The organism is Streptomyces thermodiastaticus (assembly GCF_014656135.1).
Lineage (GTDB): Bacteria > Actinomycetota > Actinomycetes > Streptomycetales > Streptomycetaceae > Streptomyces > Streptomyces thermodiastaticus.
The window spans coordinates 385,028-400,567 of sequence record NZ_BNBV01000001.1; the positions used below are offsets into that span (position 1 = coordinate 385,028).

Here is a 15,540-nt window from a genome sequence, read left to right on the forward strand (position 1 = left end):
GTGAGCCGATGACCGAGGTGCTCCTGCTGCTGGTGACGGTGGCGCTGTGCGTGGCCTGCGGCGGCTTCGTCGCGGCCGAGTTCTCGCTGACCACCGTGGAGCGCGGCGCCCTGGAGCGAGCGGCCCGGCACGGCGAGCGCGGTGCGGCCGGCGCCCTGAAGGCGGTACGGAACCTGACCTTTCAGCTGTCCGGCGCCCAGCTCGGGATCACCGCCACCAATCTGGTGGTCGGCATGCTCGCCGAGCCGTCGATCGCCGCCCTGATCGCCGGACCGCTGGAGCGGTTCGGCGTCTCCCGGTCCACGGCCGGCTCGGTGGCGCTGGTGCTGGGCACGGCGTTGTCCACGGTGTTCCTGATGGTGGTCGGCGAGCTGGTGCCGAAGAACTGGGCGATCTCCTCCCCGCTGGTGATGGCCCGCCGGGTGGGCACCGCGCTGCGCTGGTTCAGCGCGGCCTTCCGGCCGTTCATCACCCACCTGAACAACACCGCGAACCGTGTGGTGCGCCGGCTCGGGGTGGAGCCCGCCGAGGAGCTGGCCTCGGCGCGCGGCCCCCAGGAGCTGGCCGCGCTGGCCCGGTACTCCGCGCGCGCGGGCGCCCTGGAGCCGGACACCGCCGAGCTGTTCGTGCGGACCCTGAACCTGGCCGACCTGACCGCGGAGAACGTGATGACCCCGCGCGTCCAGGTGGTGGCCCTGGACGCGCAGGCCACGTGCGAGGACGTGGCCAACGCGACCCGGGCGACCGGCCTGTCCCGCTTCCCCGTCTACCGCGGCAGCCTGGACGCGGTGGTGGGCACCGCCCACATCAAGGACGTGCTGGCGGTGCCCGCCGGGCAGCGCACCCGGACGCCCGTGTCGCAGATCATGCGCGAGCCGCTGTTCGTGCCCGCGTCGCTGACCGTGGACCGGCTGCTGGACCGGCTGGGCGGACGGCGCACCATGGCGGTCGTCATCGACGAGTACGGCGGCACGGCGGGCGTGGCCACGCTGGAGGACATCGTCGAGGAGGTCGTCGGCGAGGTCCACGACGAGCACGACCTGCCCGAGACACCCGGCATCGTCCCGGCCGGCGCCGACGCCGCCGGACACGCCCTGTACTCCGCCGACGGCTCCGCCCGCGTGGACCAGCTGGCCCGTCTGGGGCTGCGGGCCCCCGAAGGCCCCTACGAGACCCTCGCCGGCCTGGTCGCCACCCGGCTGGGCCGGATACCGGTGACCGGTGACGTGCTGCAGGTCGCCGGGTGGCGGCTGAACGTGGTGGACGCGACCGGGCACCGGGCCGCCCGGGTGCTGCTGCACGCGCCGCTCGACGACGCCCACCCGCCGGCCGCCCGGCACCCTGAGCAGCGGGGCGAGCAGCAAGTGGGCGACGGGAAGGGGGCCGGCCCGTGACCGCCGTGCAGATCCTGATCGGTCTGGCGACCCTGGTCGTCAACGCCTTCTTCGTGGGCGCCGAGTTCGCGCTGATCTCGGTGCGCCGCAGCCAGGTCGAGCCGTACGCCGAGGCGGGCGACCGGCGGGCGCGCGGCGTGCTGTGGGGTCTGGAGCACGTCTCGGCGCTGCTGGCGGCCGCGCAGCTCGGGATCACCCTGTGCACCCTGGTGCTCGGCGTGGTCGCCGAACCGGCGATCGCGCACCTGCTCGAGCCCGTCTTCCACGCCCTGGGCGTGCCGGAGGGCGCCGGGCATGCGGTGTCCTTCGTGATCGCGCTGACTCTGGCCACGTATCTGCACATGCTGCTCGGGGAGATGGTGCCGAAGAACATCGCGCTGGCGGAGCCGGTGCGCAGCGCCCTGCTGCTCGGCCCGCCGCTGGTCGCGCTGTCCCGGGCCCTGCGGCCGGTGATCTTCACGGTGAACGCGTTCGCGAACGGACTGCTGAGGCTGCTGCGGGTGGAGGCGAGGAACGAGGTCCCGGCGACCTACACGGACACCGAGCTGGCGGACATCGTCAAGGACGCGAGCCAGGCCGGTCTCATCGACGACCGGGCCCAGGAGCGGCTGAGCGACGCGCTGGAGCTGGGGCGCCGGCCGGTGCGGGACGTGGTGCTGCCGCTGGAGCGGGTCGTCTACGCCCGTCTCGGCGTCACCCCGGAGCAGCTGGAGAAGCTGTCCGCCGACTCCGGATTCTCCCGGTTCCCCGTGGTCGACGAGGCCCGGCACATCATCGGCTATCTGCACGTCAAGGACGCCCTGGACACCTCGCCGCGCACCGAGCCGTTCCGGCTGCGGCACATGCGCCGCATCGCCCGGGTCAGAGAGAGCACGCCGCTGGACGACGTCCTCACCGCGATGCGGGCGGGCCGCACCCACCTCGCGGCGGTGCTCGGCGCGGACGGTCGCCTGGCCGGCCTGGTGACGATGGAGGACGTGCTGCGGCAGCTGTTCGGGCAGTCCGTGTGACATGGCGGCCGAGCCGCACGGTGAGCGGAAGCGGCCGGCGAAACGGGACCGGACCGACCGCTTGGTATGCGCTCGGGCGGGCCGGGATAGGATCGCCCCGCCATGCAGACGCTCCCCGCATCCCCCGCACACACCAGCCTGGTCGCGGTCGGCGACTCCTTCACCGAGGGCATGTCGGACCAGCTGCCGGACGGCTCCTACCGGGGCTGGGCCGACCTGCTGGCGGCCCGGATGGCCGCCCGCACGCCCGGTTTCCGGTACGCCAACCTCGCCGTGCGCGGCAAGCTGATCGGGCAGATCCTCCACGAGCAGGTCGACGTGGCGGCGGCCATGGGGGCCGACGTGGTGACGCTGGTCGGCGGGCTCAACGACGTGCTGCGGCCCCGGTGCGACATGGGCCGGGTGCGGGGCCTGCTGACGGAGGCGGTGGAGCGGCTGGCGCCGTCCTGCGAGCAGCTGGTGCTGATGCGCAGCCCCGGCCGGCGGGGCCCCGTCCTGGAGCGGGTCCGGCCGCGCATGGAGCAGCTGTACGCCTGCATCGACGACCTCGCCGCCCGGCACGGTGCCGTGGTCGTCGACCTGTACGGCGCCCCGTCGCTGGCCGACCCCCGGATGTGGGCCGTGGACCGGCTGCACCTGACCGCCGAGGGCCATCGCCGGGTCGCCGAGGCGGTGTGGCAGGCCCTCGGCTACGAGCCGGAGGACCCCGAGTGGCGCACCCCCTTGCCGCCGACCGCGCCGCCGGGCTGGGTCAGCCGCCGGATCTCCGACCTCCGTTTCACCCGCGAGCATCTGCTGCCCTGGATAGGCCGGCGCCTGACCGGCCGCTCCTCCGGCGACGGCCGCCCGCCCAAGCGGCCCGAGCTGCTCCCCTGCCCCGCGGCCGCGGCCCGCGCGGCGGACACGGCCGGGACGCGCCCGGCCTGACGGTGCTCTCGTAGCTTCCGACGAACACCCCCGTGGCGCTGGCCTGCACGAATCGCCAGTAGAATCCGTACACGTGACTTCTGCGCCCGCCAAGCCCCGTATCCCGAACGTCCTCGCCGGACGCTACGCCTCCGCCCAGCTCGCCACGCTGTGGTCGCCCGAGCACAAGGTGAAGCTGGAGCGCCGGCTCTGGCTCGCCGTACTGCGCGCCCAGAAGGACCTCGGGATCGAGGTGCCCGAGGAGGCGATCGCCGACTACGAGCGGGTGTCGGACCAGGTCGACCTGGCCTCCATCGCCGAGCGCGAGAAGGTCACGCGGCACGACGTGAAGGCCCGCATCGAGGAGTTCAACGCCCTGGCCGGGCACGAGCACGTGCACAAGGGCATGACCTCCCGCGATCTGACGGAGAACGTCGAGCAGCTGCAGATCCGCCTGTCGCTGGAGCTGATGCGCGACCGCACGGTCGCCGTCCTGGCCCGGCTCGGCAAGCTGGCCGCCGAGCACGGCGAGCTGGTCATGGCCGGCCGCTCGCACAACGTCGCCGCGCAGGCCACCACCCTGGGCAAGCGGTTCGCCACCGCCGCCGACGAGCTGCTGGTCGCCTACGAGCGTCTGGAGGCGCTGCTGGGCCGCTATCCGCTGCGCGGCATCAAAGGCCCGGTCGGCACCGCGCAGGACATGCTGGACCTGCTGGACGGCGACGCCGGAAAGCTGGCCGAGCTGGAGCGCCGGATCGCCGAGCACCTGGGCTTCTCGCAGGCCTTCACCTCCGTCGGGCAGGTCTACCCGCGCTCCCTGGACTACGAGGTCGTCACCACCCTGGTGCAGCTGGCGGCGGCGCCGTCGTCGCTGGCGAAGACGATCCGGCTGATGGCCGGGCACGAGCTGGTCACCGAGGGCTTCAAGCCGGGGCAGGTCGGCTCCTCGGCGATGCCGCACAAGATGAACACCCGCTCCTGCGAGCGCGTCAACGGCCTGATGGTGATCCTGCGCGGTTACGCGTCGATGACCGGGGAGCTGGCGGGCGACCAGTGGAACGAGGGCGACGTGTCCTGCTCGGTGGTGCGCCGGGTCGCGCTGCCGGACGCCTTCTTCGCCCTGGACGGCCTGCTGGAGACGTTTCTGACGGTCCTCGACGAGTTCGGCGCGTTCCCCGCCGTCATCTCCCGGGAGCTGGACCGTTACCTGCCGTTCCTGGCCACCACCAAGGTCCTCATGGGCGCGGTGCGGGCCGGGGTCGGCCGGGAGGTCGCGCACGAGGCGATCAAGGAGAACGCCGTCGCCACCGCACTCGCGATGCGCGAGCAGGGCGCCGAGCGCAACGACCTGCTCGACAAGCTCGCCGCCGACGAGCGCCTGCCGCTCGACCGTGAGCAGCTCGAGGCTCTCATGGCCGACAGGCTGTCCTTCACCGGTGCGGCGGCCGACCAGGTCGGCACGGTGGTCGCCCGGATCGAGAAGATCGTCGAGCAGCACCCTCAGGCCGCCGGCTACGTCCCGGGGGCGATCCTCTGACGCGCTTCACCCCGCAGGAACTCGAGGCTGCCCGCGGCCGGCGCGTGCCGGACGTGGTCGGCGAGGACCTGCGGGTGCTGTTCTGCGGCATCAACCCCAGCCTGATGACGGCCGCGACGGGGCATCACTTCGCGTGGCCGGGCAACCGGTTCTGGCCGGTGCTGCACCTGTCGGGGTTCACTCCGAGGCTGCTGAAGCCGTCCGAGCAGGGCGAGCTGCCGTCGTACGGGCTGGGCATCACCAACGTCGTGGCGCGTCCCACGGCACGGGCGGACGAGCTGACGCCGCAGGAGTACCGCGAGGGCGGGCGGCTGCTGGTGGAGAAGGTGGCCCGGCTGCGGCCCCGGTGGCTGGCCGTGGTCGGTGTGACCGCCTACCGGGCGGCCTTCGGGGAGCCGAAGGCGCAGGTGGGGGAACAGCCACGGACGATCGGCGGCACACGGGTGTGGGTACTGCCCAACCCCAGCGGCCTGAACGCACACTGGACGGCCGAGACGCTGGCGCAGGAGTTCGCCCGGCTGCGCGAAGCGGCACAGGCCGGCTGACGGAGAAGGCGGGGCACGCAGGTCGGCTGACGCCGTCGCGCGGCCGCCCGGCCGGGATGACGTCACGGCGGATCCTGGTCGGTGACCACGGCGAGCAGCTGGAACGGCAGTTCGGCGTCCCACTGGGAGATCCCCAGGCCCGTCCACCGGCCGGCTTCCTCGTGCCGCCACACCGTGAGGTCCACGACATGGCCGCTCAGCGAGGCCCACGGCTCGGCGAGCTCCTCCCCCTCCATGGTCCGTTCCAGGACGCTGTAGAGGCCGAACGTCTGCGGCGGCCCCCAGCGTTCCGCCAGCCGGGCCGCCAGCGCCTCCCGGTCGCACTCGACCTGCTCCCGCGCCTCCTCCCGCCGCGAGCAGTCCTCCCAGAAGTCCTCGCTGGTCTCAAGTTCGGCCACCTCCCAGCCCGGTCCGGCCGTGCCGGTGTCCGTCCGGGCGTGCTGCCGCGGCAGCGGTGCGGACCACAGCCGGTCGATCACGGCGAGAGCCTGCGCGATGTCCATGCGGTCCAGTAAAGCGTCCGGCACTGACAGTTGGCGGTGCGTCAGGTCCCACGGCGACGGCCGGTACCGGCGTTCGCCGCCGCGCTCCGCGCCGAGTACGATCCGCCCCACACGCGCTCGAGCTGGGAGGACGGACGGTGGGGCGGCTGACCGGCGGGGATCCCTCGCTGCTGCGGAGGATCAACTCCGCCGTGGTGCTGCACGCGCTGCGTGCGGCGGACCGCGCGACGCTCACGGAGATCGCCCGGGTGACCGGGCTGTCCCGGCCCACGGTGGAGGGCGTCGTGGAGGATCTGGCCGCCGCCGGGCTCGCCGTCGAGGCGGCACCCGAGGAGAACACGGCCCGGCGGCAGGGGCGGCCCGCCCGCCGGTTCCGTTTCCGCGCGGAGGCCGGGCACCTGCTGGGCCTGGAGATCGGCGCCCGCCGGGTCGCCGCGCTGCTGTCCGACCTGGACGGCCGGGTGCTCGGCGCGCAGGCCAGGGACGTGCCGGAGACGGCCCCGGCCGACGAACGGCTGGAGCGGCTGCGCACCGCGGTCGCGGAGCTGCTGCGCCGGGCCGGGGTGCCGCGCAGCTCGCTGCGGGCCGTCGGCGTCGGCACCCCCGGCATCGTGGAGGCGGACGGCACCGTGCGGCTGAGCACCGCGCTGCCGGGGTGGACGGGGCTGCGGCTGGGTGCGCGGCTGCGCCGCTCCTTCCGGTGCCCCGTGCTGGTGGAGAACGACGCCAACGTGGCGGCGGTCGCCGAGCATTGGAAGGGCGCCGCGACCGGCTGTGACGACGTCGTCTTCGTCCTGGCCGGGCTGAGCCCGGGGGCGGGTTCGCTGATCGGCGGCCGGCTGCACCGCGGGTTCGGCGGGGCCGCCGGGGAGATCGGCGCTCTGCATCTGCTGGGCCGGGGAGAGACCCCCGAGACCCTGCTGTCGACCACGGGCCGGCCGCTGCATCCGCTGGACGAGCAGGCGGTGACCGAGGTGTTCGCGCTGGCCCGCGAGGGCGACCCGCGGGCCCTGGCCGCGGTGGACCGGTTCGTGCAGCGGCTGGTGCAGGACGTGGCCGCGCTGGTGCTGGCCCTGGACCCGGAGCTGGTGGTGATCGGCGGCCTGGCGGCCGGCCTGGACGGCGTCCTGGAGCCGCTGCGCCGGGAACTCGCCCGCTGCTGCCTGCGCCCGCCGCAGGTGGCGCTGTCCTCGCTCGGCGAGGCGGTCGTGGCGACCGGCGCGCTGCGGCTGGCCCTGGACCATGCGGAGCAGCGGCTCTTCGCGGTCGAAGGCACGGTGACGGCCCGTCGCTGAACGCGGCCGGCCGCCGGGCTCCATGCGCGACCGCGGGCGGCCACGGGTGTGCCGCCGTCGGCCGCCCGGGGCGGCGGGGCCTGCGGTCAGTGCGGCCGGCAGGCCCCGCCCGCCGGCGAGGTCACGACGCCTGGCGCTCGGGATCGTGGTGGATCTCCACGGCGCCGGAGTCCGAGAAGGTCAGCCGGCAGGTGTCCGCGCGGTAGGTGGCCACGGCCAGCGCCGCGGTCCGCCCGCCGGACAGGAAACGGGTGGTGACGACGAGGACCGGCGCACCGGGCAGCCGGTCGAGTTCCCTCGCGTCGTCCGCGCGGGCGGAGCCCAGTTCGACGGCGCTCTCCCGGCCCTGCAGTTCCAGACGCTGCAGTTCACGCAGCACGGCACGCGCGCGTGCCGCTCCCGAGGGTGCGTCGATGGCGGTGAGGCCGGGCACCGACGACGCCGGGATGTACAGCAGCTCGGCCGCGACCGGCTGGCCGTCACTGGTGCGCAGACGGCGGACGGTGTGCACCTCGTCGGCGCGGCCCGTCCCCAGGGCGTCGGCGACGGCGGCCGGCGGGACCTTCAGGGAGCAGTCCACGGGCTCCCAGGCGTCCGAGGGGGCGCCCGGCCAGGTGTGCTGCTCGGTGCCCACGGCCACACCCACCCGCGGCGGTGCGACGGTCGTACCCACACCGCGGCGGCGCAGCAGCCGACCCTCCAGTTCCAGCTGCTCCAGCGCCTGGCGGAGCGTGGCGCGCGCCACTCCGAAGCGCGCGGCCAGCTCCCGCTCGTTCGGCAGGACCTCACCGACCGAGAAGTCGGAGTCCAGTGCCTCACTGAGCACGGTCTTCAGGTGCCAGTACTTCGGCTCCGGCACCGTTTCCAGCTGCGTGGTCCCCACCCTGATCCTCCGGAGTCCGCCCGCCGGAGTCCGCCGGCCGGCGGTGTTGGGGCGCCCCTGTTCACCAGGTGTTTCGACGCCCGCGTTTATGAAAGGTTGTTGCACTTTCCTGCGACCATAGAACCGCCCCCAGTCTTGGTCAAGACCAATCGTCCCGAAGAGTGCGGGTTCGCGCCGCCTGTGTCGTACGCGCTTCACGCACTGTTCGCACAGCACCGGCAGGTCGGGCAGGTCTGCGCACGTATAGCACTACCGGTCGGTAGTAATTGCTGACAAGCTGTCTACCCCCTCTGTCAGCGATGCACCGATTCGAGGAGCCCCCCATGCCCGCGATCGCCTCCTTCCCGGTCCCCTCCGTGCACGGCCCGCGGACCGTGAGCGTCTCCTATGCCCGCACGGGCCGCGGCGAGCCGCTGCTCCTGCTGCACGGCATCGGCCATCACCGGCAGGCCTGGGACCCGGTGATCCCCGTCCTGGCGGCCGAGCGGGACGTGATCAGCGTGGACCTGCCCGGCTTCGGCGACTCGCCGGCGCTGCCCGAGGGGCTGCGGCACGATCTGCCGACCACGACGGCCGTGCTGGGCGCCCTGTGCGAGGCACTGGAGATCGAACGTCCTCATGTGGCGGGCAATTCCCTGGGCGGCCTGCTGGCGCTGGAGCTGGGCCGGACACGGCTCGCGCGGTCCGTCACGGCGCTGTCGCCGGCCGGTTTCTGGACACGGGCCGAGCAGCGCTACGCCTTCACGGTGCTGCTGACGATGCGGGCGGCCGCCCGGCGGATGCCGGTGCCGGTGGTCGAACGGCTCTCCCGCACGGCCGCCGGCCGCGCCGCCCTGACCAGCACCGTCTACGCCCGCCCCGGCCGGCGCGCGCCGGAGGCGGTGGTCGCCGACACCCTCGCACTGGCCCGGGCCACCGGTTTCGAGCGGACCCTGCGCGCGGGCTCGGACGTCCTGTTCACGGACGACGTCCCCGGCATCCCGGTCACCGTGGCCTGGGGCAGCAAGGACCGCCTGCTGCTGCCGCGCCAGGGAGTGCGGGCCAAGCGGATCCTGCCCCACGCCCGGCTGGTGCGGCTGCCCGGCTGCGGACACGTGCCCATGAACGACGACCCGGCGCTGGTGGCCCGGGTGATCCTGGACGGCAGCCGCTGACCGCCGCCCCGGCCGCTTCCGCCGTGCGGCCTTCGCCGACCGCTTCCGCCGTGCGGCCCTCACCGGCTCCGCACACCGGGCCCGCCGTCAGGCGGGCCCGGCCGCCCGACGCCCGTCGTTCGTCGTCCGCTGTCCGGCTCGCCCCGCACCGGCCGGCGGGCGACGCGCCGGGCGGCCGCGTAACGGAGCAACTGCCGTGTTTCCCTTACCCTTTGAGCTGTGCCGCGCACCGGCGTCATCCCCCGGCGCGCGGCACACGTCACTCGGCCGCCGACCGTACGCCCGCACTGTGCCGCCGGCCCGGAAACCGGGCCCGGGACGCACACGCACGGTGAATGCGGCGTGGCTCCCGCCCCGGCGCGACGCGCGCCGCGAAACGGCGCCAAGCACGCGTACGCGGATGCTTCACCGCAGAGCGGGATTCTTCTCCCAACACGCCTTTACCCACACGTCACAGGGCGTTCGCGACCGGGCAACACGGTGCGTCCACAGTGACAGCATGACGCATGACGTGTCCGACGTGACTCACAGGAAGCACGGCCGGCCGGTCCACCACTGGCGGCGGGATCTGGTCGAGCTGGCCGCACTGTTCACGGCCGTCGCCGTCGCGGACGGGGTGGCCAACCTGATCGGGCACGGCCCCGACGGCCCGGCCCTGCTGCTGGTCTCCGCGGTGGTCCTGATCGCCACGGCCGCCTTCCACACCTGGTGGGCACGGCGCCACGGCCACGCGCCTCCCGCGGCGGAGGCCGGCGCCCGGCCTGCCGCCGGCCTCCGGCAGGCCCGGCCCCGCGCCGCCGGTCCGGCCGAGAGCCGGGAGGCGCCGGAGGACCGCGAGGAGGAGCCGGCCGCGCACACCCTGTGGCGGATGCGGACGACGGTGAAGGACCAGCCCGGTTCGCTGGCCGCGCTGTGCATGGCGCTGGCCGCCCGGCAGGCGGACATCCTCACCCTGCAGACGCACCCGCTGGCCGAGGGAACGGTGGACGAGTTCCTGCTGCGGGTCCCGGCCGGCATCGAGGCCGCGCAGCTCACCGAGGCGGCCGCGCTGGCCGGCGGCACCGACACCTGGATCGAGCGGGCCGACGTCCACGACCTGGTGGACGCGCCCACCCGCGTGCTGAACCTGGCCGCCCGCACCGCCCTCGACCCGGCCGAACTACCGCTGGCACTGCGTCAGTTGCTCGGCCGGTGCACCATCCGTTCACTGCCGGCCCACAAGGCGCCCGCGGAGGGGACGCTGGAGGGGACGGTGCTGCGCCTGCGGCAGCCGGACGGCGGGGTGATCAGCGTGGAGCGGCCGTATCTGCCGTTCACGCCCGCCGAGTTCGCGCGGGCCCGTGCGCTGGTGGACCTGGACGCCCGGCTCGGCCCGCGCCTGCCGCGCGGCCGGGAGATGCTGACCCTGCCCGAGGGCTCTTCGGTCACCGTGCGCAGGGCCGACACCCGTGACGTCGACGCGGCCCGGCAGATGCACCAGCGGTGCTCGGCCCGGACCCTCTCGATGCGCTACCACGGCCCCGTCCGCGACGCCGACCGCTATCTCGACCATCTGCTCAGCCCTCGCTTCGGCCGGACCCTCGCCGCGTGCACGGCCTCGGGGCGGATCGTCGGCCTGGGCCATCTGCTGTGGGACGGCGACGAGACGGAGGTCGCGCTGCTCGTCGAGGACGAGTGGCAGGGCCGCGGCATAGGCTCCGAACTGCTGGGCCGCCTGGTGGCGATGGCCGCCGAGGCGGGCTGCGCCACCGTGTACGCCGTGACGCAGGCGTCGAACACCGCCATGGTCGCCGCCATGCGCGGTCTGGGTCTGCCGCTGGACTACCAGGTCGAGGGCGGCACCCTGGTGATCACCGCCGGACTCGACGAACCGCCGGTGCCGGCGTGGCAGCCGTCCGAGGGCGCGGCGGAGGAGTCCGGCGGTCCGGCCCAGCGCGACTGACGGCCTGCGCCGGGTCGCGCGGCGAGCGGCGGCCCGGCACGCCTGAGGGAGCCGGGTGCGACAGCGCGGTCCACGCGTTGGCGCGCCCGCCTTCCGGCGTCAGTGCATGTCCCCGCGCGCGCAGCGCCTGTCCTGGCGTGCGTGCAGCAACGTGTCCATGTGGTGAATGACGTGCACACCTGACTCGCCCGACTGCACACGCCGCAACCCGAATGTCTCCTACGGACCAGGCCCGCTGCTTTTGACATGGGCACGGGTCGCCCCAGGCCCGGCGGCACAGGAAGACCAGGGCGACCTGACGCCACCGGGGCGCACCAGGTCCCAGCTCGTGTCCCCGCTGTCGTGGATGCCGTCGTGGCCCGGCTCGTCGGTGCGCTCACCGCGCGGCTCCGCCCACGGCAGCCAGGCAGCTCACGCCGCGCTGGGCCAGCTTGCGCACCAGCCGTGGATCGCACAGCTCGCCGGCGCTCTCCATGGGCACGGCCCAGTAGGCGCGCATCTGCGGGGCGTCCGGGAAGGGCGACGGCACGCCCAGGTAGCAGCCCCGGCCGAGCACGGCCAGCCCGCGCGGTCCCCTGTCTCTCAGGCTCCAGGCGGTGGAGGCCGGCGTCAGCGCGTAGTAGTGGTCGGCATACGGGTCCGCGATCACCGGGCCGCCCTCCAGGGCTCCCCGAACACAGGCGTCCATCTCGCCCGGGTCCCGCGTGCCCGCGGCGGCGCGCAGCAGATATCCGGGCAGCCGGATCGCGGCGAAGAGCCCGCCGCAGGCCAGGAGGGCCGCACCCCCTTCCCGCCAGCGCTGCTGGGCCGCCTCCACGTCCTCGGCGGCGGCGCACAGGAGCCAGTGCGCGACGGCGTGCGCGCGCTCCCTCGCGGTCACCAGCTGCGTGGGGGCCGTCACAGACCGCCCGCCGTCCGCGCCGTGCGCGGCTCCCGCTCGGCCGGCCTCCGTCACGACGCGGCCGCGGCGCGCCGAGGCGGTCACGGGCGTTGTGGCGCTCATGGAGAGATCGGCCAGCTCAAGACGCCGTTGCCGTTCCCCTGGAGTTCTCCGCATGGTCCATGTTCCTGCCGTTGGCTGGTGCTTGGGTGCCCAGGAAGGTACGGCAGGACAGGGACCCGTGACCACTAAGCGTGTTTGTCATTTCACCCTTGGTTATCGACGTGAGCGGTTAACCACGCTTGGTATTTCACTGATGTGCGTTCTGTGATCATCTCGCTGCGTCGCAGATCACCGGCGAACGGATCCGGAACTACCAAGCGCGGTGGTACGTCTGCGGGTCGGTCAGGCGTGCACGTCGAGATGTGCTGCCATCTCCCGCATCTCCTTGGTCAGGGTGCGCTTCCGGGTGCGCAGGATGTCCTCCATGACGTAGCGGGCCATCGGCTGGTGCCTGATCCACTCAGCGGTCGTCCTCTTGATGTGGACCAGCTCGTCCATGGCGTCCTGCGTGGAGCCCAGCTCCACGTGGGCTCGCGCCACATCGAGCCTGTGACGGTTGTAGTTGATGTCCGAGGGGCGGCCGATCTTCGTCATGGCGCTCGGCCGGAGAAGCCCATCGTCCGCTCGGCGCAGTACGGCGCGGTAGTCCCCGGTCAGACACAGGTCTTCGACCGCTTTCAGCTCCGCGGTCACCGGGCCGAACCGCGCCCAGTGAGCACGGTTGTCGGCGTGTTCCGTGCCGATGGCCGATGCCGCGGTGGCCGCCATCCTGCGCGCCTCCCTCGCCTCGTCCGGCTTGTTGTTCCGGATGGCGGCGGCCGCGACACGCAGGTGGAGTTCTCCCCACGCGGCCAGCTGACCGTGAGAGGCGCGGTGGACAGTTTCGGCTCGATGGCCTCTGCCGTGGCGGCCGCGAGGTGTGCGCACTCGTCGAACCTGTCCTGGCGGAGGAACAACCAGCACAGGCCGACGACACCGGTTGCCGCGGTGAGCATGCTGCCCGACTCCCGGCCCAGCCGGATGCCCTCCGCGAGCGCCTGGTACGCCAGGTCGCACTGCCTCACCTGGGTCAGGTACTTCCCGGCCAGGAGAAGGGCGTCCGCTCGCACGAGTACGGCCTTGTGACGAGTCTCGTCATCTCCGGCCGCCGCCGTCGCAGCCTCCGCGGACCGCAGCAGGGCGGGGAGCGTCCGGGCCACACTGTGAGTGGGCCATACCGGGACCTCCCGTCCAGACGTCGACACTCCCACGGTACTGCCGTCAACGCCCCGTCGTGGCGCCGAGTTGACAGGGCGTCGATGTCCTGGCATGCCGGGCGGGCCGGTGATGGCCGCGGCCTTGGCGCGGTGGCGGACTTGGCGGATCTTGGGCGACTTGTTCTGGACGAGTTCACGGCGCGCCGGGAGGTGGCCCGGATGGAGACGCGGCTGGTGTGCCGGCAGGGCACCGCGGCCCCGTGCCGCCGCCGGGCACCGCGGCCAGGCCGCCCGGCAGCGGCAGGTGCGGGGATCGGATCTCGGACGTCCCGCGGCACGCCCTCGCCTATGAGGGCTGACGTGGGCCGTGTCCTCGTACGAGGATGGTCCGCATGTCAGAGACCAACAGCCTGCTGCCCCGTCAGGTCGCCGACGCCTATGTCGACGACCTCATCGCCCTCGACCCGATCACCGGCACCTACCTGGGGGTGAAGGAGAGTTCGAGCAAACTGCCCGACACCTCCCCCGCGGGCCAGGAGGCACTGGCCGAGCTGGCGCGGACCACCCTGGCCCGGCTGGACGAGGCCGAGCGCCTGCCCGGAGCGGACAGCGCCATCGAGCGCCGGTGCGCGCGCCTGCTGCGCGAGCGGCTGACCGCCGAACTCGCCGTGCACGAGGCCGACGAGGGCCTGCGTGTGGTCAGCAACATCCACAGCCCCGTCCACTCGGTGCGCGAGGTCTTCACCGTCACCCCCGCCGAGACCGAGGAGGACTGGGCGGCGATCGCCGAACGGCTGCGTGCCGTGCCCCAGGCGCTGCGCGGCTACCGCGAGTCCGTCGCGCTCGGCCTGGAGCGCAAGCTGTACGGCGGTCCGCGGCCGACGGCCACCTTCATCGACCAGCTCACCGAGTGGGCGGACACCGGGAAGGGACGCGGCTGGTTCGAGGACTTCGCCTCCGCCGGTCCCGAGGCGCTGCGCGCGGAACTGGACGAGGCCGCCCGGGCGGCGACCGCGGCCGTGGCCGAACTGCGCGACTGGATGCGCGACGTGTACGCGCCGGCGATCGAGGGCGCGCCGGACACGGTCGGCCGGGAGCGCTACGCCCGCTTCTCCCGCTACTTCAACGGCACCGACCTGGACCTGGACGAGGCGTACGCCTACGGCTGGTCGGAGTTCCACCGCATCCTCGGCGAGATGAAGCAGGAGGCGGAGAAGATCCTGCCGGGTGCCGAGACGCCGTGGGTGGCGCTGCAGCACCTGGACGAGCACGGGGCGCACATCGAGGGTGTGGACGAGGTGCGCACCTGGCTCCAGGGGCTGATGGACGAGGCGATGGACGCGCTCGACGGCACCCACTTCGATCTCGCCGAGCGGGTGCGGAAGGTGGAGGCGCACATCGCGCCGCCCGGCGGTGCCGCCGCCCCCTACTACACGCCGCCGTCCGCCGACTTCTCCCGCCCGGGCCGCACCTGGCTGCCGACCATGGGGCAGACCCGGTTCCCCGTCTACGACCTGGTGTCGACCTGGTACCACGAGGGCGTCCCCGGCCACCATCTGCAGCTGGCGCAGTGGGTGCACGTGGCGGACGACCTGTCCCGCTACCAGGCGACCGTGGGCATGGTCAGCGCCAACGCGGAGGGCTGGGCGCTGTACGCGGAGCGCCTGATGGACGAACTCGGTTTCCTGACCGACCCGGAGCGGCGCCTGGGCTACCTGGACGCGCAGATGATGCGGGCGGCGCGTGTCATCGTCGACATCGGCATGCATCTGGAGCTGGAGATCCCGGAGCACTCGCCGTTCCACCCCGGTGAGCGCTGGACTCCCGCGCTGGCGCAGGAGTTCTTCGGCCGGCACAGCAGCCGGCCGCGGGACTTCGTGGAGAGCGAGCTGGTGCGGTACCTGTCGATGCCGGGCCAGGCGATCGGCTACAAGCTGGGCGAGCGTGCCTGGCTGACCGGCCGGGAGAACGCCCGCAAGCGGCACGGCGACGCCTTCGACGCGAAGGCCTGGCACATGGCGGCCCTGTCCCTGGGATCCCTGGGCCTGGACGACCTGGTGGACGAGCTGTCGCAGCTCTGACGCCCGGCCGGCGTGTGCGACGGGGGACGGCCGGCGCCCGGTCGTCCCCGGTCGTTCCCGGTCTCCGGGTTCGGCGTCCCCGATCGGTCATCCGGACCGCTCGCCGGTGCCTGCCCGGTCTTAGGATCCGTGCCGGACCGCCGCATGTGCC

13 protein-coding genes and 1 pseudogene are annotated in these 15,540 nt (G+C 73.6%); 10 read left to right on the plus strand and 4 right to left on the minus strand.

The window, feature by feature from the left end:
- The first annotated feature begins 8 nt into the window (after positions 1-8).
- The 5 genes from IE286_RS01710 (at position 9) to mug (ending at position 5,392) form a co-directional block, all read left to right on the plus strand.
- Positions 9-1,394: a hemolysin family protein gene (locus tag IE286_RS01710; protein ID WP_189794739.1), complete on the plus strand. Its 1,386-nt coding sequence runs from the start codon at positions 9-11 to the stop codon at positions 1,392-1,394.
- Positions 1,391-2,404 carry a hemolysin family protein gene (locus IE286_RS01715; RefSeq protein WP_189794740.1) on the plus strand — a complete coding sequence of 338 codons (1,014 nt, stop codon included), beginning with the start codon at positions 1,391-1,393 and terminating at the stop codon, positions 2,402-2,404. The genes IE286_RS01710 and IE286_RS01715 overlap by 4 nt, the downstream gene beginning before the upstream one ends.
- Positions 2,405-2,506: 102 nt before the next feature.
- Entirely contained in the window at positions 2,507-3,331 is an 825-nt protein-coding gene (locus IE286_RS01720; protein WP_189794741.1) for an SGNH/GDSL hydrolase family protein, read from the plus strand.
- A gap of 73 nt (positions 3,332-3,404) precedes the next feature.
- The gene (gene purB / locus IE286_RS01725; protein ID WP_189794742.1) at positions 3,405-4,847 is read left to right on the plus strand and encodes an adenylosuccinate lyase; all 1,443 of its coding nucleotides are present in this window, start codon (positions 3,405-3,407) and stop codon (positions 4,845-4,847) included.
- Positions 4,844-5,392 (plus strand): G/U mismatch-specific DNA glycosylase, encoded by a 549-nt coding sequence (gene mug / locus IE286_RS01730; protein WP_189794817.1) that lies wholly within the window; start codon positions 4,844-4,846, stop codon positions 5,390-5,392. The genes purB and mug overlap by 4 nt, the downstream gene beginning before the upstream one ends.
- A gap of 62 nt (positions 5,393-5,454) precedes the next feature.
- Here mug and IE286_RS01735 read toward each other — a convergent pair whose 3' ends face one another.
- Positions 5,455-5,895 (minus strand): hypothetical protein, encoded by a 441-nt coding sequence (locus IE286_RS01735; protein ID WP_189794743.1) that lies wholly within the window; start codon positions 5,893-5,895, stop codon positions 5,455-5,457.
- A 137-nt stretch (positions 5,896-6,032) separates the two neighbouring features.
- On the opposite strand from IE286_RS01735, the gene IE286_RS01740 reads away from it, so the two are divergent.
- A complete protein-coding gene (locus IE286_RS01740; RefSeq protein ID WP_189794744.1) occupies positions 6,033-7,190 on the plus strand; it encodes an ROK family protein in 1,158 nt (385 codons plus the stop codon).
- A gap of 121 nt (positions 7,191-7,311) precedes the next feature.
- Here IE286_RS01740 and IE286_RS01745 read toward each other — a convergent pair whose 3' ends face one another.
- Complete coding sequence (locus tag IE286_RS01745; protein ID WP_189794745.1) at positions 7,312-8,073, minus strand: GntR family transcriptional regulator; 762 nt, start codon at positions 8,071-8,073, stop codon at positions 7,312-7,314.
- Positions 8,074-8,396: 323 nt separating this feature from the next.
- On the opposite strand from IE286_RS01745, the gene IE286_RS01750 reads away from it, so the two are divergent.
- Positions 8,397-9,227 carry an alpha/beta fold hydrolase gene (locus tag IE286_RS01750; protein WP_189794746.1) on the plus strand — a complete coding sequence of 277 codons (831 nt, stop codon included), beginning with the start codon at positions 8,397-8,399 and terminating at the stop codon, positions 9,225-9,227.
- Between the two features lie 499 nt (positions 9,228-9,726).
- The gene (locus IE286_RS01755; protein WP_189794747.1) at positions 9,727-11,169 is read left to right on the plus strand and encodes a GNAT family N-acetyltransferase; all 1,443 of its coding nucleotides are present in this window, start codon (positions 9,727-9,729) and stop codon (positions 11,167-11,169) included.
- A gap of 376 nt (positions 11,170-11,545) precedes the next feature.
- Here the strand turns inward: IE286_RS01755 and IE286_RS01760 are convergent, their stop codons facing one another.
- Positions 11,546-12,172, minus strand: a complete 627-nt coding sequence (locus IE286_RS01760) for a hypothetical protein (RefSeq protein ID WP_189794748.1) — start codon at positions 12,170-12,172, stop codon at positions 11,546-11,548.
- Between the two features lie 282 nt (positions 12,173-12,454).
- Positions 12,455-12,880 carry a hypothetical protein gene (locus tag IE286_RS01765; protein ID WP_189794749.1) on the minus strand — a complete coding sequence of 142 codons (426 nt, stop codon included), beginning with the start codon at positions 12,878-12,880 and terminating at the stop codon, positions 12,455-12,457.
- A gap of 575 nt (positions 12,881-13,455) precedes the next feature.
- Between IE286_RS01765 and IE286_RS26975 the strand changes: the two are divergent.
- Positions 13,456-13,667 (plus strand): annotated as a pseudogene (locus tag IE286_RS26975) (hypothetical protein); the annotation flags it as partial.
- Between the two features lie 33 nt (positions 13,668-13,700).
- Positions 13,701-15,389 carry a DUF885 domain-containing protein gene (locus IE286_RS01770; RefSeq protein WP_189794750.1) on the plus strand — a complete coding sequence of 563 codons (1,689 nt, stop codon included), beginning with the start codon at positions 13,701-13,703 and terminating at the stop codon, positions 15,387-15,389.
- The last annotated feature ends 151 nt before the right edge of the window (positions 15,390-15,540 follow it).